This window comes from Streptomyces sp. NPDC041122 (assembly GCF_055592445.1).
The window spans coordinates 191,516-211,191 of record NZ_JBVIYQ010000013.1 but is presented as its reverse complement, the minus strand read 5'-3'; the positions used below and the strand labels follow the sequence as shown (position 1 = coordinate 211,191).

The 19,676-nt window shown below is 72.7% G+C and carries 19 protein-coding genes; 10 read left to right on the top strand and 9 right to left on the bottom strand.

Going from position 1 to position 19,676, the window contains the following annotated elements; genetic code table 11:
* Window positions 1-58: 58 nt before the first annotated feature.
* On the bottom strand, window positions 59-496 hold the full coding sequence (locus ACZ6B8_RS37030; RefSeq protein ID WP_471087913.1) for a MarR family winged helix-turn-helix transcriptional regulator: 438 nt from the start codon (window positions 494-496) through the stop codon (window positions 59-61).
* Between the two features lie 142 nt (window positions 497-638).
* Here ACZ6B8_RS37030 and ACZ6B8_RS37025 point away from each other — a divergent pair, with 142 nt between their 5' ends.
* Window positions 639-842 carry a ribbon-helix-helix protein, CopG family gene (locus ACZ6B8_RS37025; protein ID WP_471087916.1) on the top strand — a complete coding sequence of 68 codons (204 nt, stop codon included), beginning with the start codon at window positions 639-641 and terminating at the stop codon, window positions 840-842.
* Window positions 843-869: 27 nt separating this feature from the next.
* Here ACZ6B8_RS37025 and ACZ6B8_RS37020 read toward each other — a convergent pair whose 3' ends face one another.
* On the bottom strand, window positions 870-2,324 hold the full coding sequence (locus tag ACZ6B8_RS37020; protein ID WP_471610076.1) for an NCS2 family permease: 1,455 nt from the start codon (window positions 2,322-2,324) through the stop codon (window positions 870-872).
* A 200-nt stretch (window positions 2,325-2,524) separates the two neighbouring features.
* Between ACZ6B8_RS37020 and ACZ6B8_RS37015 the strand changes: the two genes are divergently transcribed.
* Window positions 2,525-2,785 carry a DUF2530 domain-containing protein gene (locus ACZ6B8_RS37015; protein ID WP_471087922.1) on the top strand — a complete coding sequence of 87 codons (261 nt, stop codon included), beginning with the start codon at window positions 2,525-2,527 and terminating at the stop codon, window positions 2,783-2,785.
* 177 nt (window positions 2,786-2,962) lie between these two features.
* On the top strand, window positions 2,963-5,374 hold the full coding sequence (locus ACZ6B8_RS37010; RefSeq protein ID WP_471087925.1) for an HAD-IC family P-type ATPase: 2,412 nt from the start codon (window positions 2,963-2,965) through the stop codon (window positions 5,372-5,374).
* 7 nt (window positions 5,375-5,381) lie between these two features.
* Here ACZ6B8_RS37010 and ACZ6B8_RS37005 read toward each other — a convergent pair whose 3' ends face one another.
* The 3 genes from ACZ6B8_RS37005 to ACZ6B8_RS36995 all read right to left on the bottom strand — a co-directional run bounded on the left by ACZ6B8_RS37005 (window position 5,382) and on the right by ACZ6B8_RS36995 (window position 7,210).
* Window positions 5,382-6,257 carry a calcium-binding protein gene (locus ACZ6B8_RS37005; protein WP_471610075.1) on the bottom strand — a complete coding sequence of 292 codons (876 nt, stop codon included), beginning with the start codon at window positions 6,255-6,257 and terminating at the stop codon, window positions 5,382-5,384.
* A 225-nt stretch (window positions 6,258-6,482) separates the two neighbouring features.
* A complete protein-coding gene (locus ACZ6B8_RS37000; protein ID WP_471087932.1) occupies window positions 6,483-6,659 on the bottom strand; it encodes a hypothetical protein in 177 nt (58 codons plus the stop codon).
* 326 nt (window positions 6,660-6,985) lie between these two features.
* Window positions 6,986-7,210 (bottom strand): hypothetical protein, encoded by a 225-nt coding sequence (locus tag ACZ6B8_RS36995; protein WP_471610074.1) that lies wholly within the window; start codon window positions 7,208-7,210, stop codon window positions 6,986-6,988.
* A gap of 93 nt (window positions 7,211-7,303) precedes the next feature.
* Between ACZ6B8_RS36995 and ACZ6B8_RS36990 the strand changes: the two genes are divergently transcribed.
* Both ACZ6B8_RS36990 and ACZ6B8_RS36985 read left to right on the top strand, forming a co-directional pair.
* Window positions 7,304-7,624, top strand: coding sequence for a hypothetical protein (locus ACZ6B8_RS36990; protein ID WP_471610073.1), 321 nt, complete (start codon window positions 7,304-7,306; stop codon window positions 7,622-7,624).
* Window positions 7,621-8,001, top strand: a complete 381-nt coding sequence (locus tag ACZ6B8_RS36985) for a hypothetical protein (protein WP_471610072.1) — start codon at window positions 7,621-7,623, stop codon at window positions 7,999-8,001. Before ACZ6B8_RS36990 ends, ACZ6B8_RS36985 begins: the two co-directional genes overlap by 4 nt.
* Before the next feature lie 115 nt (window positions 8,002-8,116).
* Here the strand turns inward: ACZ6B8_RS36985 and ACZ6B8_RS36980 are convergent, their stop codons facing one another.
* Window positions 8,117-11,323: a sacsin N-terminal ATP-binding-like domain-containing protein gene (locus ACZ6B8_RS36980; protein ID WP_471610071.1), complete on the bottom strand. Its 3,207-nt coding sequence runs from the start codon at window positions 11,321-11,323 to the stop codon at window positions 8,117-8,119.
* Between the two features lie 999 nt (window positions 11,324-12,322).
* Window positions 12,323-13,261 (bottom strand): DUF3027 domain-containing protein, encoded by a 939-nt coding sequence (locus tag ACZ6B8_RS36975; RefSeq protein WP_471087953.1) that lies wholly within the window; start codon window positions 13,259-13,261, stop codon window positions 12,323-12,325.
* 746 nt (window positions 13,262-14,007) lie between these two features.
* Here ACZ6B8_RS36975 and ACZ6B8_RS36970 point away from each other — a divergent pair.
* From ACZ6B8_RS36970 to ACZ6B8_RS36955, 4 genes are all read left to right on the top strand, one after another.
* Window positions 14,008-15,402, top strand: coding sequence for an MFS transporter (locus ACZ6B8_RS36970; protein ID WP_471610070.1), 1,395 nt, complete (start codon window positions 14,008-14,010; stop codon window positions 15,400-15,402).
* Window positions 15,403-15,723: 321 nt separating this feature from the next.
* Complete coding sequence (locus ACZ6B8_RS36965; protein ID WP_471087957.1) at window positions 15,724-16,233, top strand: DUF2771 domain-containing protein; 510 nt, start codon at window positions 15,724-15,726, stop codon at window positions 16,231-16,233.
* Entirely contained in the window at window positions 16,203-17,051 is an 849-nt protein-coding gene (gene mqnB / locus ACZ6B8_RS36960; protein WP_471610069.1) for a futalosine hydrolase, read from the top strand. Before ACZ6B8_RS36965 ends, mqnB begins: the two co-directional genes overlap by 31 nt.
* Before the next feature lie 97 nt (window positions 17,052-17,148).
* Window positions 17,149-18,024: a 1,4-dihydroxy-6-naphthoate synthase gene (locus ACZ6B8_RS36955; RefSeq protein WP_471610101.1), complete on the top strand. Its 876-nt coding sequence runs from the start codon at window positions 17,149-17,151 to the stop codon at window positions 18,022-18,024.
* 90 nt (window positions 18,025-18,114) lie between these two features.
* Here the strand turns inward: ACZ6B8_RS36955 and ACZ6B8_RS36950 are convergent, their stop codons facing one another.
* On the bottom strand, window positions 18,115-18,498 hold the full coding sequence (locus tag ACZ6B8_RS36950; RefSeq protein WP_469251846.1) for a cold-shock protein: 384 nt from the start codon (window positions 18,496-18,498) through the stop codon (window positions 18,115-18,117).
* Between the two features lie 192 nt (window positions 18,499-18,690).
* Between ACZ6B8_RS36950 and ACZ6B8_RS36945 the strand changes: the two genes are divergently transcribed.
* Window positions 18,691-18,942: a hypothetical protein gene (locus ACZ6B8_RS36945; RefSeq protein WP_471610068.1), complete on the top strand. Its 252-nt coding sequence runs from the start codon at window positions 18,691-18,693 to the stop codon at window positions 18,940-18,942.
* 37 nt (window positions 18,943-18,979) lie between these two features.
* Here ACZ6B8_RS36945 and ACZ6B8_RS36940 read toward each other — a convergent pair whose 3' ends face one another.
* A complete protein-coding gene (locus tag ACZ6B8_RS36940; RefSeq protein WP_471087961.1) occupies window positions 18,980-19,609 on the bottom strand; it encodes an HAD family hydrolase in 630 nt (209 codons plus the stop codon).
* Window positions 19,610-19,676: the final 67 nt, after the last annotated feature.

Genomic DNA, 19,676 nt, shown 5'->3' with positions numbered 1-19,676 from the left:
CGGGAGTGCCCGCGGGGTTCCGCGGGGCTGCTGGCGCGTCCCGCGGGGCGCCGCGGGACTACAGGTGCGCGAGCTTCTCCAGGACGGGAGCGGCGGCGCGCAGACGCGCCCACTCGTCCTCGTCGAGCTCGGCGGCCAGACCGGCCAGCCAGGCGTTCCGCTTGCGGCGGCTCTCCTCGAGCATGGCCTCGGCCGTCTCGGTCTGGGTCACCACCTTCTGGCGGCGGTCCTCGGGGTGAGGTTCGAGACGGACCAGTCCCTTCGCCTCGAGCAGGGCGACGATGCGGGTCATCGACGGCGGCTGCACGTGCTCCTTGCGGGCGAGTTCGCCCGGGGTGGCGGAGCCGCAGCGGGCAAGGGTGCCGAGCACCGACATCTCGGTGGGGCTCAGCGACTCGTCGACGCGCTGGTGCTTGAGTCGACGGGACAGGCGCATCACAGCGGAGCGCAAGGCGTTCACGGCGGCGGCGTCGTCGCCATGGGAGAGGTCCGGCATGTTCGTTAGCGTAACTCATTACCCTAGCTAAGGACCACTCGGATTCCCTGCTGACTCACGCCGAACCATTTCGTCACCCGAACGAGTGAGGTGACTTCGGAATGTGACGCACCGGCGGCGGGGCGCCGTGACCCTGACACGCATGGGATCGCCAGTGCTCAGCCTGCGCATAGACGGTGAGCTGCTCGACCGGCTCCGACAGCACGCGGCCAAAAGAGGAATGAGCGTCCAGGACTATGTGGTCCGGACGCTCATTCGGGACGACTTCGACGAACGGTTCAAGACGTCCGTCGAGGAGACGGCGAGGTTCTACGGGGAGACGGAGAAGTTCTACGGGGCCGCGTGACCGCCCCGCGGACGGCGCCCCCGGCGGCTACGTGAGGTTCAGCGCCGGCATCAGGTAGTAGAAGGCGAACACGGCCGACACCGCGTACATCGCGACCGGCACCTCGCGGCCGCGCCCGGCGGCCAGCCGCAGCACGGTGAAGGTGATGAAGCCCATGCCGATGCCGTTGGTGATGGAGTACGTGAACGGCATCATCAGCATCGTCACGAACGCCGGGATCGCGATCGTGTAGTCGGCCCAGTCGATCTGCCGGATGGAGCCGGAGAGGATCAGGAAGCCCACCGCGAGCAGCGCGGGCGTGGCCGCCTGGGACGGCACCATCGTGGCGAGGGGCGTGAGGAAGAGCGCGACGGCGAAGAGCCCGCCGGTGACGACGTTCGCGAAGCCCGTACGGGCGCCCTCGCCGACGCCCGCCGTGGACTCCACGAAGCAGGTGGTGGCGGAGGAGGACGAGGCGCCGCCCGCGGCGACCGCGATGCCGTCGACGAAGAGCACCTTGTTGATGCCGGGCATGTTGCCGCGGGAGTCCGTCAGCCCCGCCTCGTCGCCGATGCCCATGATCGTGCCCATCGCGTCGAAGAAGCACGAGAGCAGCACGGTGAAGACGAAGAGGACGCCGGTCAGGACGCCGACCTTCTCGAAGCCGCCGAAGAGGCTGATCTGTCCGACGAGCCCGAAGTCCGGGGTGGAGACGGGGTTGCCGGGCCACTGGGGGCTGGTCAGGCCCCAGGACTCGGACGGGAGGCCCGCGGCGGAGTGAATGATCATCGCGACGACCGTCATGACGACGATGCTGAGCAGGATCGCGCCCGGCACCTTGCGCACCAGCAGCGCCAGGGTGAGCAGCACGCCGAGCACGAAGACCAGGACGGGCCAGCCGTTGAGGTGTCCGTCGCCGCCGAGCTGGAGCGGGACGGTGGTGTGCGCGGCGTCCGGCATGCGCGAGACGAAGCCGGAGTCGACGAGGCCGATCAGCATGATGAACAGGCCGATGCCGATCGCGATGCCCTTGCGCAGGCCCAGCGGCACCGCGCTCATCACGCGTTCCCGCAGCCCGGTCGCGACGAGCAGCATGACCACGAGGCCGGCGAGGACGACCATGCCCATCGCGTCCGGCCACGACATGCGGGGCGCGAGCTGGAGGGCGACGACGGTGTTCACGCCGAGGCCGGCGGCGAGCGCGATCGGGACGTTGCCGATGACGCCCATCAGGAGCGTGGTGAAGGCCGCGGTCAGCACGGTCGCGGTGACCAGCTGCTTGTTGTCGAGCTGATGCCCGTACATGTCCTTGGCGCTGCCCAGGATGATCGGGTTCAGCACGACGATGTAGGCCATCGCGAAGAAGGTGGCGAAGCCGCCGCGGACCTCACGGGCCAGGGTCGAACCCCGCTCGGAGATCTTGAAGAAACCGTCGAGCCCGTTCTTCGGGGGCTTCGGCGGCTCTTTGCTGGCGTCGACCGGGGCGGTGGCCGAGGAAGGCATGCGGGACCTCGTGGACTCAGAGATGGGGAAGATCGTTCGGCGCCGATTTCGGTTCGACTTGTTCATTCGTACGAAAGCAATCGGCCATTAACGAGCCGTTTCAGTATGAATACATGAGAGAGAAATCGCTATCTCCGCGCGTAGACCCCACGCGCGCAACGGGTGTACGCCGCCCCGGCGCCGCCTCGTAAGCTGTCCCCATGGCGAAGTGGACCCCCAAGCACGAGGCGCCGGAGCCCCTGGAGGGCCCCGTGGTCGCCACCATCACCGGCGGCACGATCCTCTGGTTCGTCCTCTTCCTGGTCCAGCTCCCGTTCTACGGCTGGTTCGACGACCGCGACGCGACCTGGTGGGTGTGGACCTGCCTGGCCGGCGCCGGCCTCGGCCTCATCGGCATCTGGTACGTCCGCACGCGGGACGCGGCGATCAAGCGGGCGAAGGCGGCGCAGGCGCAGCAGTGACCGCGGGCGCGGTAGTCGCGCCGCGGCAGTAGGGCCGAAGGTCCCGGTCCCCCGGGGGCCGGACGTCCTGCGTCCGCAGTACGCCGTACGACCACGGGACCGACCACGTCCTACCGGAGTCGGATCTTTCGGGCACTCGAGGGGTGAAGCCGCAAGACCGCCCTTACCGTCGAATGCATGACGCATATCGACGCGGGCGCAGAACTCGACCCGGTCCACCCGGTGCCGGTCCCGGCGGGCCGGGCCGACCGGGCCACCGGACTGACGGCGGCGGAGGTCGCCGAGCGGGTCGCCCGCGGCGAGGTCAACGACGTCCCCGTGCGCAGCTCGCGCTCGCTCGGCGAGATCGTCCGGGCCAACGTCTTCACCCGCTTCAACGCGATCATCGGCGTGCTCTGGGTGATCATGCTCTTCGTCGCGCCGATCCAGGACAGCCTCTTCGGCTTCGTGATCGTCGCCAACACCGGCATCGGCATCATCCAGGAGTGGCGCGCCAAGAAGACCCTGGACTCGCTGGCCGTCATAGGGGAGGCCAAACCGACCGTACGGCGCGACGGCACCGCCGCCGAGGTCTCCACCTCGGAGATCGTCCTCGGCGACCTGGTGGAGCTCGGCCCCGGCGACAAGATCCCGGTCGACGGCGAGACCGTGGAGGCCGACAGCCTGGAGGTCGACGAGTCGCTGCTGACCGGTGAGGCGGACCCGGTCATCAAGAAGCCCGGCGACAGGATGATGTCCGGCTCCTTCGTCGTCGCGGGCGGCGGCGCGTTCACCGCCACCCGCGTCGGCCGCGAGGCGTACGCCGCGCAGCTCGCCGAGGAGGCGTCGCGCTTCACCCTCGTCCACTCCGAGCTGCGCTCGGGCATCTCCACGATCCTCAAGTACGTGACGTGGCTGATGATCCCGACCTCCATCGGCCTGGTGATCTCCCAGCTCGTCGTCAAGGACGACAACTTCAAGGAGTCCATCGCCTACACGGTCGGCGGGATCGTCCCCATGATCCCCGAGGGCCTGGTCCTGCTGACCTCCGTGGCCTTCGCGATCGGCGTGATCCGGCTGGGCCGCCAGCAGTGCCTCGTCCAGGAACTCCCCGCCATCGAGGGGCTCGCCCGCGTCGACACGGTCTGCCTCGACAAGACCGGCACCCTCACCGAGGGCGGCATGGACGTCACCGAGGTGCGCCCGCTGGGCGACGACGACGAGAGCCGTGTCCGCACCGTCCTCGGCGCCCTCGGCGAGTCCGACCCGCGCCCCAACGCCTCGCTCCAGGCGATCATCGACGCCTACCCCGACAGCGAGGAGTGGCGCTGCACCGAGTCGCTCCCCTTCTCCTCGGCCCGCAAGTACAGCGGCGCCTCCTTCAGCGAGGGCGACGGCACCACCTCCACCTGGCTCCTCGGCGCGCCCGACGTACTGCTGCCCGACGGCGACCCCTCCCTCGGCGAGATCGAGGAGCTCAACCAGCAGGGCCTGCGCGTGCTGCTGCTCGCCCGCGCGTCCGGCGACCTCGACGCCCCGGACGTGGCCGCGGGAGCGCGGGCGAGCGCCCTGGTCGTCCTGGAGCAGCGGCTGCGCCCCGACGCCGCCGACACCCTGCGCTACTTCGCGGAGCAGGACGTCGCGGCCAAGGTCATCTCCGGCGACAACGCGGTCTCGGTGGGCGCGGTCGCGGGCAAGCTCGGGCTGCCCGGCGCGGACAACACCGTGGACGCCCGCAAGCTGCCCGCCGAACGGGACGGGATGGCGCAGGCGCTGGACGACCACACGGTCTTCGGCCGGGTCACCCCGCAGCAGAAGCGCGACATGGTGGGCGCGCTCCAGTCGCACGGGCACACGGTCGCGATGACCGGTGACGGCGTCAACGACGTCCTCGCCCTCAAGGACGCCGACATCGGCGTCTCGATGGGCTCGGGCTCGGAGGCGACCCGCGCGGTCGCGCAGATCGTGCTGCTCAACAACAGCTTCGCGACGCTGCCGTCGGTGGTCGCGGAGGGCCGCCGGGTCATCGGCAACATCACCCGTGTCGCCACGCTGTTCCTGGTGAAGACCGTCTACTCGGTGGTCATCGCGCTGCTCGTGGTCTGCGCACAGGTCGAGTACCTCTTCCTGCCGCGCCACCTGACGCTGCTGTCCACCCTCACCATCGGCGTCCCGGCGTTCTTCCTCGCGCTCGCGCCCAACAAGGAGCGGGCGAAACCGCACTTCGTGCGCAGGGTGATGCGGTACGCGATCCCGGGCGGCGTGATCGCGGGCGTCGCCACCTTCGTCACGTACCTGCTGGCCCGGCACCACTACGACGGCGCGGGCGCGCGGGAGGCCGAGACCAGCGCGGCCACGCTGGCGCTGTTCCTGATCGCCATGTGGGTGCTCGCGATCATCGCCCGCCCCTACACGTGGTGGCGGGTCGGTCTGATCGGCGCGATGGGTCTCGGCTTCCTGCTCGTGCTGACCGTGCCCTGGCTCCAGGACTTCTTCCAGCTGAAGCTGGTGGGCACGACGATGCCGTGGGCGGCGGTCGCGATCGCGGCGGTGGCCTCACTGGCCGTGGAGCTCGTCTACCGCTGGGTGGACCGCCGCTTCCCGGCGTAGCGGCGGACTAGCGGACGTCGACGAAGTCGCTGGTGGAGGTCACGGCCGGGGTGGTGGACGTACCGGCGAAGACGTACCGGAAGGAGCCGTCGGCGGAGGCCTTCACCGTGGTCTTCAGGTTGCCCTTGGTGTCGGACTTGACCGTCTTGAGGGTGGTGTAGCTGCTGGCACCCTTCTTCTTGTACTGCAGCTTGACGCTCTGCTGGGTGTAGCCGGCGTACTTCGAGGTCTCCCAGTTGGCGCGGGTCAGGGCGCCGGTGACCGTGAGGGTCTTGCCCTTCTTGACGGGCTCGGGGGAGGCGTTGGTGGTGAGGCGGGCGGCGCGCAGGACGCCGGCGTCGGCCTTGGCGTCCTCGACGCCGGCCCCGGTCCCGTCGTTGGCCCCCACGTTGGCGAAGACCTTCCAGCCGCCGCCGGCCGCGGTGTTCGCGAAGATGTCGATCTTCGGGTCGGCGACGACGGTGACGGTGCAGGTCGAGGTGGTCGCGTTCACGGCCACGCACGTGCCCTCGAAGTCCTCGGGGGCGAGGACGGCGTCGGCGTGGTTCTTGTCCGGGCCGTGCCAGATGAAGGCGCTGCCCGCCGCGATGCCCGACGGGGCGGTCGCGGTGACGGAGACCTTGAACTTCTTCTTCTCGGTGGTGCCGATCGCCACGTCCTTGCCACCGTTGACGGAGACCTTGGTGATCTTGGCGGTGCCCGCGGCGGCGCGGGTTCCGACGCCGGCGTCGGCGCGGGTGTCGGCACCCTGCGCGACCTTGGCGACGGAGGCGGCGAGCTGCGGAGCGGCGGACGGACCGTCGGCGGCCTGAGCGGCCGGGACGGCGAGTGCGGAAAGGGCCAGGGTGCCGGACAGTGCGGCCACGGTGGCACGGATGCGCATGTGTTTCCCCAAGTGGAGAAGGGGGCCCGCGGTGCGTTGCACGCCGTCACGCGGGCCCCAGTGATCTAGGAGTCTGTTGACTCGCAAGATCAGACCCACATCCCTGGCCAATGGTTGTACGCAGAGTGTGAAAAGTACGGAGAGCTCGTGACCTCGCGGGAACGGGGGCCGACGGGTGCCCCCGCCGCACGGCAGAGGGACCCGTCGCAGCAGACGAACCCCGGATCAGGCGCCGGAGACGCGCGCGGACCGGCGGTAGCGCCGGATCGCGTACGTGATGAGCGCGGCCTGCGCGGCCGCCCACAGCAGGAGTTCGAGCATGCCGACCCCCGACCCCAGCACGACCAGCAGGCCGAGGAAAACGATCAGGATCACGGCGATCTGCGCGAGGAGAGACTTCATCGGATCTCTCCGGTGCCCGGCGCGGCGGCCGGCGCTCTCCGCCCGGCCCCCACGGTCTGCCCACCACACGGTGCGCGCATTGTTCCCCCACCCACATGGATTCCATGGAACTCGGGTGGTCAACCCGAATTTCCCCTTGGCCTGAACCTTACTCAAAGTATTGGATCAAGCACAACGGGGACACAAGGGCTCACAGCCACCCGAGGAGGAACCGTCAGTCGAACCAGCGGCCCCGTGCCGACTCCGCGCGGGGCCGTTCGCTTCTGGGCGCGGCCTCCCAGAAACAGGTCGCGCGGGCGTCGCGGGTGGTGGGCATCCGGTTTCCGTCAGGGATGAATCCGTAGCGGTGAGAGCGTCTCCAGCGTGCGGACGATGTGCGCGATGGCGGGGCGCCGCTCTGGGGCACGGCGGAGCATCTGCTCGATGAGCAGCCGCAGCGGGCCCTTCACATTCACCGAGCGGCGGTTGCCCCGGACGATCGCGGCGCGTTGTTCGGGCCGGTCGGCGTGATCGGGGTAGCTGACGGCGCGACGGCCGGTGGCAGCCATCATCAGGCTCGCACCGAGCGCATACACGTCACCGGCCCGCGTAGGCGTGGCCCACCCGTGGTCGAGGAGGTGCGCGGAGATCTCCGGTGCTTCGTAGTGAACGAGGCATCCCCGGAAGGGGAAGCCGCCCTGCGACTCGACGCTCTCGCACCGGGCCTCGCCCCGCGCAGGCGCGGCGCCGTCCTCACCGACCTCGCGGCGATCGGTGCCAGACGCCGTGACGTCGAGCAGCTCACCACCTACGCAGGCGAGGCCCTGAAGTTGGCCCGTGAGTCCTGTTCCGGATACGTGGCTCGTAGACTCGGCGCGCTGCGCACCGCCTACGCGTCACTGTCCGGAGATCGCAGAGTCGCCGAACTCGACGCCCGCATCGGTGCGCTGACCGGTTGGCCGAGCAGCGAAGGGTGGACGTCGTGAGTGACATCGACGGTGGGCAGGTCTTCCGCGAGGCGTGGATCGCCGGAGTGCTCAAGCACTTCCCCGGCGACCCCAAAGCCTCCTACATCACCCCGTGGGAAGACACCCCGGACTGGGAACGCGCTGCGGCCGGCGCGGTCTTCGACCAGGTCGCCCAGCTCCTCGCCCTGTCCGAAGGACATGCGACGCGACTGTCGCGCGAGCAGAAGAGCCGGTTCGTCGCCACCGCGTGGACCGCGCAGATGTACCTGCACTTCGGCGACCCCAAGCCCGCCTACGTCGCCGACTGGCCCGAGCTTCCCCCGTGGCAGCGGGAGACCGATGCGGACATTTTCGAAGCGGTGGAGAGGGCTGCTGATTCGGCGTCCGCGTCGTAGACCTGGTGCAGCCGGCAATCGGGAGGTGGGGATGATGGCGTGCCCCACCGGCCGCATTCGACGGGCGGTCGAGCCAGCGCTTCGCGACAACCGCCCCGCTGGAGCCGGCGAACCGTCAGTCGAACCAGCGGTCCCGCGCCAACTCCCCCGTCCGTGAAGGATCTTCCAGCAGCGCCGCCACCTCGAAGCGCCGCGGCCACTGACCCGCGGCCCAGGCCAGGCCCGCCGCCACGCCCTCCAGCGTCGCCGCGTGCACCACGCCGTCCGGGGTGCGGCGCCAGTCCAGTTCCACGCCGCCCGCGACCAGTTCGTCGTACTCGACGTACGTCGAAGGGGCCGACGGGCCCAGCAGGATCCGCACCGGCTCCGGGACCTCGTGCTCGACGCCCTCACCCGACGGCTCCACCGCCGCCGTCTCGCTCAGCCGCCGCACCTGGAACAGCTCGGCCAGATCCCCCGCCCGGCCCGGCTGCACCGGCAGCAGCGCCACCCCGCCCGCCAGCGGCAGCAGGTCCGGGGCGTCGGCGACCACCGCGTCCGCCGCGTCGACCACCACGACCTCGCCGTCCACCACCGCGCGCAGCTCGTCCGGCAGGGTCACCTGCTCCGGGTCGAGGTCGGCCAGCGCCCCGTACAGGGCGTGCAGTTGGGGCGCGGAGACCGTACGCTCCGGGTCCGCGAGCCGGTCGAGGAGCTCGGCCGCGCCGCCCGGCTCCTCCAAGAGGGCGCCGACGGACGTCCGTACACCCAGCGCCCGCAGCACCTGCTCGTCGCCGAACCCGGAGGCGTCGGCCGCGTCGTACAGGCCCGCCAGCAACGGATCGCCGCCCTCCGCCCGCAGCCCGGCGGGCCTGCGGCCGTCGAGCACCGGATGGCCGCGCAGCCACCACGCCGCGTACGACCGCACGGTCTCCGTCGTCCCGTCCGGCAGCAGCACCCGCAGCGGCTGCGTCAGCGCGTCCCGCAGCGGCGGGCGCGACAGCATCGCAAGGGCCTGCGGCCAGCAGTCGTCGTCGACCAGGTCGAGGTCCCGCACCGCGACGATCTCCGTGGCGACCGGCGGCACCGGCGTGTCGGGCAGCCGGTCGAGCACGTCCTCGCACCACACGTCCACGGCGTCGAGCAGCCCCGCGTCGTCCGGCTCCGCGAAGTCGCCCTCGCGCGGCTCCAGTTCGTCGGGATCGAGGACGACATCGGTGGCCCGTACGAGGGCGAACGTGGCGAGCACCCCGCACGCGGCGAGCGGCTGCTCGCCCCAGCGAGCGGCCAGCTCCTCGTCGACGAAGGCGAGTTCGTCCTCCCGCATGACCTGCGCGAAGGGGCTGCCGGGCAGCACCAGCTCACCGGCGGGCGCCAACTCGCCCTCCTCGTCGGGCAGGGCGAGCGCGCCGAGCCACGGCTCGTCGCCAGGGGCGAGGTTCGCGTCCCGCACCAGGGTGAGGACGACGTCCGCCAACTCCTCGGCGTCCAGCGCCTCCTCGTCCCAGGTGTCGTCGTCGAGCGAGGCGGCGACCGCGGCCCGCACCTGCGGCGTCGTCAGGACCGCACGGGGCGTGGCCGGCAGCGCGCCGAGCTTCTCCAGAAGCGGGTGCACCGCGTCCGGGTGGGCGACCTTCAGACCGAGCCGCGCCAGGGCGGCGGGGTCGCGCTCGTCGCCCGAGGCGGGCAGCAGTACCTGCCGGGGCCCGATCGTCGTACGCGTCCGGGGCGTGTCCCCCGCCAGCGGCACCGGCAGCCCCGACAGCCGGTCCGGGTCCACCCCGGCCAGCGTGTCGTACAGCCGCCGCCACCAGCCGGGCTCCCGCTCCAAACCCGCGAGCCGGTCGATCGCCTCGGTGAGCGGCACCCGGGCGACGCCCAGGGTGCGCAGCTCGGCACGGCGTTCGAGCCCGGCGGGCAGCAGACTCGGCAGCACCTCGGCGAGCACCCGCACGGTGTCGGCGCCGGCCCCCTCCACGACCTCCGCGTCCCGCGGCCGGAGCGCCTCGGGCAGCGCGTCGCCCTCGTCGGCGTACGCATCGCCGTCCTCGCTGCCGTAGGCGTCGCCGCCCGTGCCGCCGTCCTTGCCGCGCGGCAGGGCGGGCGGCAGGGCGGGCGGCAGGAAGGCGGTGCGGGGCAGCAGTTCGAGAACGGCCTGCCGGAGCGCCCCGTCCAGCTCGCTGCGCCCCAGCGGCCCGGGCACCAGGGAGATGATCTCCTCGGCCACGGGCCGCCACGCGGCGAGCAGCTCGACGTACGCCTCCGCCGCGCACCGCACGAGGAAGTCGGTGAGCGGCCCGGGCGCCGCGTGCCGCCGCGCGGTGTCGAGCGGGAACGAGGCGATGAGCAACGCCGGTACGCCGAGCGGCTCGTCGCTCGGCGTCGGCGCGTGCACGACCGGGGTGGTGCGGGGCTTCACGGGGGCGCCGTCGGGGCCCGCCGGGACCGCCCAGGTGACGGACCAGTGGGGCCGCAGCCGCTCCTCGACCGGCCGGTCCTTGAGCAGCGCGGGCTCCAGGGGGCCCTGCCGGCTGACGGTCCGCCACCGCGTCGTGCCGTCCCGGCTGTCCTCGACGACGGTGTACGGGGCCTCGGTGCGGCGGCGCAGGGTGCGCACGGCGCCGTCCGGGGTCTCGACGCTCACCTCGTCGAGGCCGGGCAGGGCGAGCAGCAGCGCGTCGTCGACGCCGTCCAGGAGCCGGGCGACCAGATCCTCGGCGGCGGCGTCGCGGAGCGGCAGGATGACGACGGTGTCGTAGCCCTCGGGCGCGGTGCCCTCGGCGGCCAGCGGGAGCCGCAGCAGCGGGACGTGACCGTCCCTGCGACGGACCTCGTCGCCGAGGCCGGGGCTGAACCGGGCGGTTTCCGCGGCCAGTTCACGGGCCTCGGAGAGCGACCAGCGGACGCCACCGGTCCGGCCGACCACGGCGGGCTCGTCACTGACCGCGAGCACGGCGGCGAAACCCACCCCGAACCGGCCGACGCTGTGCCGCTGTTGCTCGGCGGTCTCCTCCCGCTTCGCGGAGGCGCGCAGGGTCGAGAGGGACTCGACGCCGGCGGCGTCCAGCGGGGCGCCGCGGTTCGCGGCGGCGAGGACGCCGTCGCGCAGCGTCAGGGCGAGCCGTCCGGGGACGCCCGCGCGGGCGGCGGCGTCGGAGGCGTTCTGGGCGAGCTCGACCACGAGCCGGTCGCGGTAGCCGCCGAGGGCGAGGTCCTCCTCGGCGTTGGCGTCCTCCCGGAACCGGGCCGGGGCCGCCGCCCACGCGTCGAGGACTCCGCGGCGGAGGCGGGCGGTGCCGAAGGGGTCGGTACCCTCGGCCGCCGGCCACACGTTCTTGCTCACGGTCGTCTCTCTCCTCTGCGTCGCCCACACGATCCGGCCCCCGCGACGGCCCCGCCCGGCAGGGCGCGAGGCCCCCGCCGGATCGTTCCCGGTCGGTCACCCGGTCTTGGTCCTACGAAGAGTACGGGGACCCACCCACTCCCCTCGCCCACACCGCCCCGGCCCGCTGGGCGGTGAAGGGTGAGGAGGTGCGGGGGGTGCTCGGCGGTTCGCGATGCGGGTCCCGCCAGGCGGCGGAGGGTGACGGGGCGAGCGGCGGGGGCTCGGGGGTGCTTGGCGGTTCACCCGGGAGGCCCCGCTCGGCGGCGAAGGGTGGGTGAACGGGGCGCGGGGGCGCTCGGCGGGGGGGGCGTGCCCGGGTTGGGGCGGGGCGCGGGTGCGGTGGCCTGGCGGAGGCCTGGCCGGTGCGTCTCGGCCGGACCGCTCGCCGGGGGCGGGCGCCCCGGGGCAGGCGGATCGGGCGGCGGCACGGGTGCCCCGGTGGCGGGTGCACACACCGGTGCCGGCGGACGTACGACGGGCCCTCGGACGATCCCACGGCACCCGCAAGCGCGTGCGCACCCCGATCAGGCCGGCCCCGCACCACCCGAGCCCGGGCCACACCGGACACGAGGACGAATCCGCCACCACCCCGTGGAGCTCAAGCCGGGCTACGGGACCGCTGAAGGCGGACGAACGCCGGCCCGCGAGCGGCGCGCACGCACCGCGGCCGGGCGTGGCCCGCGCCGACCGGGGCCCGGCCCCACCGGACACCGAAAGGCGGCCACCATCACCCCCACGAGGGGCGCGCACCGGCCGAGTTCCGGGCCCCGAGGGCGCGCATCAGCCCGGCGAGCGGCGTCCGTGCACCGTGAACAGAGGCAACCCGTGGCGGGCGGGTCGCCGGGTCCGTCGCCCGGCGAGGGGCGTTCGGAGGCCTGAGCGGCCCGGGTGCCGGAGCGGAACCGTGCGTGCCGGGCGCCGGACAGTGCCGGATGGAACCGTCACCCGTTGCCGGAACTACGAGTGGCCGAGGTCCTCGCTCGGACCCGCCGCGCTCACCGAACCGGAGTCCGCCGCGGGCCGCAGCGGCAGTACGTCCACCCGGGTCTCGTCCAGGACCGGCGGCGCCGGCCGCGGCGGCTTCGGCATGACCGCCGCCTCCGAGTGCCCGCCGCACCCGTACGACAACGACACGACCTGCCCGTCCGCGGGCCCGAACTCATTGGCGCAGATACCGAACGCCTGACCGAGCGAACCGCCGATCCGTACGAGGAAGCCACAGCTGACGCACGCCGCCGGCGCCGCCTGCGCCATCGCCGTCTTCGCGCCGTGCACCTCGTCCCAGCGGTCCGCGGCCACATGCAGGCCGTAGCGCGACAGCACCCGCGCCCGCCGCATGCCCAGCTCTTCGGCGACCGCCGCGATCGAGCCCCGCGCCGGCGGCACCGGCAGCTCCGCGGGCGGGCCCGCGGTGACCTCGGCGTCCTCCGCCTCGACGAGCTCGGCCATCTCCTGCGACACCACGGAGTTCGGCGGCGGCTCCTCCTCGCCCGAGTAACCGGGCTCGAGGCGCAGATCCTCCGCGTCCGTCGGCAGCAGGTCGCCCGGCCCCATGTCGCCCGGCCGGAGCCGCTCGCTCCACGGCACCCACTCGGGGGCGAGGAGCGCGTCGGGGCCCGGCAGCAGCACCGTCTCGTCGAGCGTGACGACCTTCGCCCGCGAGGCACGGGCGACCGTCACCGCCCAGCGCCAGCCGCGGTAACCGAATTCCTTGCACTCGAAGAGGTGCGTGACGACGCGGTCGCCCTCGACGACGACTTCGACATGCTCGCCGACCACTCCGGGCGCGGCGGCCTCCTCGGCCGCGGCACGCGCCAGGCCGACCGCCTCGGCGCACAGGCGGTCCGGGGTACGCGGGGTGCGCGGGGTACGGCTTCGCGTTGTCGCTGCGCTCACAAGTATCGCTTCTCTCCTACGCCGTCTCACGAGTGCGCCACCCTTACGCGGGAGAGCGGGCGGAGCGGACCAGAGGGCCGCGTCAACGTCCGCGCCCGACGTTCCCGGGCGCACCTACGTCACCCATTCTGCGGGATGACCGAGAGGCGCGCGGCCAGGAACAACCGCCGCGGCGCGCTACGCACGCTACCTTCTCCTGGCCCCTGGGCCTACACCGACGTACGTCGTCGCGTCCCGAGCCGTCCTCCGGGGGGTGCGTCGGTGGCCCCTCTCCGCGCCACCTCCCCCGGCCCCGAACCCCTCACGCGCCGCCGCTCCGCGGCGTTTTCCCCACCCACCCGCCCATCTCACACCCCACGCAAACGGGTGGGCGGGCGGACAACCCGCCGCGGAGTGGCGACGCAGGGCCACATCCCGGTGCCGGGAGCCAGAGGGGCCGCCGCGGAGCGGCGGAGGGCGCCCACCCGGCGTCGCGGGGCAAACGGGTGGGCGGGCGGGCAACCCGCCGCGGAGCGGCGAAGCAGACCCGCAGCCCGGTGCCGGGAGCCGGAAGGGCCGCCGCGGAGCGGCGGAGGGCGCCCACCCGGTGCCGGGAGCCGGAGGAGAAGGGCGGTTGCGGGGCGGGGCAACCGGCGCGGACAAGGCCCGGCGCGGAGCGGCGGAGAGGTTCGCCACGGCTCACAGCCAGTATTCGCGATAGCCGCCCCCCAACAGGGCACTATGACGGAGTGGCCCCCACCAGGTCGATGTCCGTAGGAACCGTCTCGCCGGGCCCGGCGAGGCGGACCGCCCGCGCGCTGGGCCGCGCCCTGCACCTCCCGTTCACCGGCACGGCCCGCGGCATCCGCAAGGTCACCCACGCCCACGGAGCGGGCGAGTCGGGCCTCGGCAAGCTGATCGAACTGCACGCGGTGAACGGCGCCGGCGACGTCATGATCACCGTCGCCCTCGCCTCCACCGTCTTCTTCTCGGTGCCGACCGACGAGGCCCGCGGCCGCGTCGCCCTCTACCTCGCCATCACCATGGCGCCGTTCACCCTCCTCGCCCCCGTCATCGGCCCCCTCCTGGACCGCCTCCCGCACGGCCGCCGCGCCGCGATGGCGGGCGCGATGCTGGCCCGCGCCCTGCTCGCCCTGGTCCTCTCGGGCGCCGTCGCGACCGGCAGCGTCGAGCTGTACCCGGCCGCGCTCGGCGTGCTCGTCGCCTCGAAGGCGTACGGCGTGGTCAGAAGCGCCGTCGTACCGCGGCTCCTGCCGCTCGGCTTCTCCCTGGTCAAGGCCAACTCGCGGGTCACCCTCGGCGGCCTTCTCGCCACCGCCGTCGCGGCACCCGCGGGCGCGGGACTGCAGGCGCTCGGACCGCGCTGGCCGCTCTACGGCGCCTTCGTGATCTTCATCTCCGGCATGTTCCTCTCCTTCTCGCTGCCGCGAAAGGTCGACTCGTCCAAGGGCGAGAGCAAGGCGCTGCTCGCCGCCGACGAGGAGCACCTGCATCTGCACGCCCGCGCCGAAGCCGCCGGGGACACCACCCGCAAACGCCGCATGGGCCTGCGCACCGTCGGCCCCGCCGTCACCCACGCCCTGGTCGCCAACGCCGCCCTGCGCTGCCTCTCCGGCTTCCTGATCTTCTTCCTCGCCTTCCTCCTCCGCGAGCACCCGCTCGCGGGCCAGAGCGCCGCGGTCTCCCTCGGCATAGTGGGCGTCTCGGCGGGCGCGGGAAACGCCCTGGGCACGGCCGTCGGCGCCTGGCTGAAGTCACGGGCGCCGGAGGTCATCATCGTGACCGTCGTCGCCGTGGTCCTGGGCGTCGCCGTGACGGCCGCCCTGTTCTTCAGCGCGGTCGGCGTCGCCTGCCTGGGCGCCTGCGCCGGCTTCGCGCAGGCCCTCTCCAAGCTCTCCCTGGACGCCCTGCTCCAACGGGACGTACCCGAACAGGTCCGCACCTCCGCCTTCGCCCGTTCGGAGACGCTGCTCCAGATGGCCTGGGTACTGGGCGGCGGCATCGGCATCGTCCTGCCCCTCATCGGCCCCCTGGGCCTCTCGGTGGCGGCGGCGATCGTGGCCATCGGCTGGCTGTCGACGGCCCGGGGCCTCCTCACCTCCTCCCACCGCACCGGCCCCCACCGTTCCCGGGTGAAGTGAGACGCCACCACGACCGACGGCCGAAAGCGGCCGGGAGGGGACGTGGGGGTATGTGCGAACGGAGCACCGAGCCCACACTGGCGCCCATGTCCGTGCGGCGCGGCGCAGGGATGGCGAGTACGCACATACCCCCACGGCCCCGCCACCCCCACACCCCTGCCGACCAGAACCGCCACCCGCCACACAACACCAGCCCACCCCCCTCCCCTCACCGCGCACACCCCAAAACGCACCCCACCCCGAAGCGCAGCCGCCCACGCCACGGCACGCCCGCGACCCCCGCGTAACAGCACCCCCCGACGCGCCCGATAGCCTTCGCCCATGACCTCCCTGCTCCGCGGCGGAGCCGCGAATGTGAACCGCGCGGCGCGCCGCCGCCGCACCGTGGCCGCGCTTGGCGCCGTCTCCGCCGGACTCCTCGCCCTCTCCGCCTGTGACAAGCCGACGCCGCTGGCCACCGTGACGGTCGGCGGCGACTCGGTGCACACCGAAGCCTCCTGCTACAACGACGGCAAGGAGCTGGAGACGTCGCAGCTGAAGCCCTGCCTGCAGGACAAGGACGTCAAGACCATCAAGGTCGACCCCGACGAGAAGGTCCGCTTCGGCGTCGACCCCAAGATCGCCGACAAGGGCTGGACCCTGCTGATGAACGGTCAGCCGCTGACCGAGGCCAGCAAGAAGACGTACGTCGTCATCCCCGGCAGCGTCTTCTTCAACCAGCAGTACGGCGGTGGCGGCAGCAAGTCGACCGTCAGCCTCCTCGAGGGCGGCAAGGGCTCCGGGACGAAGGCCACGGGCCTGTGGTCGTTCAAGTTCGAGAAGGACTCCTGACCACGGACACCCCGCACAAGAGCGCCCCGCACGCCCGGCACGCCCCGCACACCGCCCCCGTGCACTCCCCGCGCGTCCTCGTCGCCACCGCCGTCCCCGCCGAACGGGACGCGGTGGCCCGAGCGCTGACGACGTCGGCCAGGGGCGGCGGCCCGGTCATCGACGTGCTGGCCGTGGGCGTGGGCCCGGCCGCGGCCGCGGCGGGCACGGCGACCGCACTCGCCCGCGCCGCGGCCACCGGCCACCCCTACGGCCTCGTCGTCTCGGCGGGCATCGGCGGCGGCTTCGCACCCGACGCCCCCGTCGGCTCCCTGATCATCGCCGACGAGATCACGGTCGCCGACCTGGGCGCCGAGACCCCCGAAGGCTTCGCCCCCGTCACCGAGCTCGGCTTCGGCGCGATCACGCACCGCCCGCCGCCCGCGCTCGTACGGAAGCTGGTCGAGGCCTGCGCCACGACAACCGGCACCGCGGGCACCGACACCGCGGCAACCGACACCACAACCACCGCCACCGCCACCGCGGCAACCGGCACCGTCCTGACCGTCTCCACCGTGACCGGCTCCGCCGACCGCGCAGCCGAACTGCGGCGACGCCACCCGCGGGCCCTCGCCGAGGCGATGGAGGGATTCGGCGTCGCCGAGGCGGCGGCCCTGCACGGCCTGCCGGTCCTGGAGATCCGCGCGGTCTCCAACCCCGTCGGCCCGCGCGACCGCGCCGCCTGGCGGATCGCCGACGCGCTGGCCGCGCTGAGCGACGCGTTCGGGAAGTGCGCGCCGGTCCTGAGGAGTTGGAACACACATGACACCCACGCCTGACCCCCTGAACCCCGCGAACGGCGAAACCCCCGACGCCACCCCCGTCCCCAGCTCCACCCCCGGCCCCGGAGCCGAACCCGCCCCCAGCCCCCTCCGCATCGCGTACTCCCCCTGCCCCAACGACACGTTCGTCTTCGACGCGTGGGCGCACGGCAGGGTGCCCGGCGCCCCCGAGCTGGACGTGACGTTCGCGGACATCGACATCACCAACGGCATCGCGGAGCGCGCCGCGGCCGCCCACTCCTCGGCCCCCGGGGACCTGGCCGGCTCGCCGGACCTGGACGTCCTGAAGGTCTCGTACGCCGTGCTGCCGTACGTCCTGGACGAGTACGCGCTGCTGCCCTGCGGCGGCGCCCTCGGCCGCGGCTGCGGTCCGCTGGTCCTCACCCGGGAACCGGGCGTCGACCTCACGGGCCGGACGGTCGCCGTGCCGAGCGAGAAGTCGACGGCGTACCTGCTCTTCCGGCTGTGGGCGGCGGACACGCTGTCCGACGGCGGCGTGGGCGAGATCGTGGTGCTGCCCTTCGACCAGATCATGCCGGCGGTGCGCGACGGCAAGGTCGACGCGGGCCTGGTGATCCACGAGGCGCGCTTCACGTACCAGAACTACGGCCTGCACCGCCTCGCCGACATGGGTGAGCACTGGGAGGCCACGACGGGCCTGCCCATCCCGCTGGGCGCGATCATCGCGAAGCGGAGCCTCGGCGCGGCGGCGCTGGAGCGGCTCGCCGAGTCGGCCCGCGCGTCGGTCCGCATGGCGTGGGAGGACCCGGAGGCCTCCCGCCCGTACGTCCTGGCGCACGCCCAGGAGATGGACCCCGCCGTGGCGGACCAGCACATCGGTCTGTACGTCAACGAGTTCACGGCCGACCTCGGCGAGGACGGCTACGCGGCGGTGCGGGGGCTCCTCACGCGTGCCGCGGCCGAGGGACTCGTCCCGCCCCTCGGCCCCGACGCGCTGGCGTTCCCCTAGGGACGTCCCAGCGACATTCGAGCGGTTCTCCCGCCGGGAACGTGCGCGCCTCCCGGCGGGAGGAGCGCGCCGCACGTCACACGGCGCGCGTCACACGTCCAGCTGGTCCGCGACCGCCCGCAGCAGGCCCGCGATCTTCGCGCCGGACGCCTTGTCGGGGTAGCGGCCCTTCTCCAGCATCGGCGTGATGTTTTCGAGCAGGGTCGTCAAATCCTGGACGATCGAGGCGAGTTCATCGGGTTTACGGCGCTGCGCGGCCGCCACCGAAGGGGTCGGGTCGAGAATCGCCACGGAAAGGGCCTGATCACCGCGTTGCCCGGCGACGACGCCGAATTCCACGCGCTGGCCGGGCTTGAGTGTGTCGACGTCGGCGGGCAGTACTGAGGAGTGCACGAAGACGTCGCCGCCGTCGTCGCGGGAGAGAAAGCCGAAGCCCTTCTCGCTGTTGAACCACTTGACCTTGCCGGTAGGCACGTGAAGTCCTCGTCCTCGTACTCGTCGTACTCGTCTGTGCCGGTTCCGCCCGTCCGGTACGGCGGAGCGAAAACGGCTCTGGATAGCACTACAGCGGGTCGCTCGACCCGCCGGAACCAAGACTATTGGTCCGGGGGCCGGTGACAAGACGTCCCCGGATTCTTCCTTCGCGCTGGGAACTACCCTGGTGGGGTGCGTGACAAAACCCAAGCGAATTCCGCCGGACCGGGCGATGGAATGGTCCGGACCGGAGCAATCGTCTTCTTCGTCGGAGCCGTGGCCACACTGGTCACGGTGGCCCCGCTGTTCCTGGGCACCGACCCCTTTCCGTCCATCGCGTACGCGGTGTGCATGCTGATGGGCGTCGGCTTCCTCATCGCCGGGGCCGGCGTGCTCCGCGGCATCGCCTCCCAGCGACGCCAGGCACGCTCCAATACCGGCTGACGGCACACCTCACGACGCGAACCGGCCGGGCGGCGGACTAGCCGGCGGCGCCCCGCGCCACGTACGCGTCGAGCCAGGCCGGGAACTCCGCGAGGCCGCCGAGGACCACGTCCGCGCCCGCCGCGCGCAGTTCCGCTGCGTCGCACGGTCCGGTCGCCACCGCGACGGACAGCGCGCCCGCCGTACGCGCACCGCGTACGTCACCGGTGTGGTCCCCGACGTACACCGACGCGTCGTGCTCGCGCAGCGCCTCGGCCTTCGCCTCCGCCCACAGCCAGCCGATGACGGCGTCGGCCTCGATGCCGAGGTGCGACAGGTGCAGCTTGGCGTTGGGCTCGTGCTTGGCGGTCACCACGATCGCGCGGCCGCCGTGCGCGTGGACGGCGGCGACGGCCTCGCGGGCCCCGGCCATCGCGAGCGTCGGCTCGATCGCGTGTGTGGTGTAGATCTCACGGTAGAGGTCGCCCGTCTCCCGGATCCTCTCCTCCGGAAACCAGTTCCGCAGTTCCTCCTCCAGGGGCGGGCCGAGCCGCGTCACGGCCAGGTCGGCGTCGACGTACGTTCCCGTCCGCGCGGAAAGCGCCTCGTAGGCGGCCTTGATACCGGGCCGGGAGTCGATCAGGGTCATGTCGAGGTCGAAGCCGACGGTCAGGGTGTGTGAGCTCATGAACCCATTCTGCCGAGGGTGACGGCCCCGCCCGCACGTAGACTTAGCCAAGCCTTACCAAGCCCCA

Coding starts and splice junctions, on each gene's coding strand:
- ACZ6B8_RS37020 (WP_471610076.1), bottom strand. CDS start 2,324: ATGCCTTCCTCGGCCACCGCCCCGGTCGACGCCAGCAAAGAGCCGCCG.
- ACZ6B8_RS37010 (WP_471087925.1), top strand. CDS start 2,963: ATGACGCATATCGACGCGGGCGCAGAACTCGACCCGGTCCACCCGGTG.
- ACZ6B8_RS37025 (WP_471087916.1), top strand. CDS start 639: ATGGGATCGCCAGTGCTCAGCCTGCGCATAGACGGTGAGCTGCTCGAC.
- ACZ6B8_RS36965 (WP_471087957.1), top strand. CDS start 15,724: ATGACCTCCCTGCTCCGCGGCGGAGCCGCGAATGTGAACCGCGCGGCG.
- ACZ6B8_RS37005 (WP_471610075.1), bottom strand. CDS start 6,257: ATGCGCATCCGTGCCACCGTGGCCGCACTGTCCGGCACCCTGGCCCTT.
- ACZ6B8_RS36940 (WP_471087961.1), bottom strand. CDS start 19,609: ATGAGCTCACACACCCTGACCGTCGGCTTCGACCTCGACATGACCCTG.
- ACZ6B8_RS37015 (WP_471087922.1), top strand. CDS start 2,525: ATGGCGAAGTGGACCCCCAAGCACGAGGCGCCGGAGCCCCTGGAGGGC.
- ACZ6B8_RS37030 (WP_471087913.1), bottom strand. CDS start 496: ATGCCGGACCTCTCCCATGGCGACGACGCCGCCGCCGTGAACGCCTTG.
- ACZ6B8_RS37000 (WP_471087932.1), bottom strand. CDS start 6,659: ATGAAGTCTCTCCTCGCGCAGATCGCCGTGATCCTGATCGTTTTCCTC.
- ACZ6B8_RS36995 (WP_471610074.1), bottom strand. CDS start 7,210: ATGATGGCTGCCACCGGCCGTCGCGCCGTCAGCTACCCCGATCACGCC.
- ACZ6B8_RS36970 (WP_471610070.1), top strand. CDS start 14,008: ATGTCCGTAGGAACCGTCTCGCCGGGCCCGGCGAGGCGGACCGCCCGC.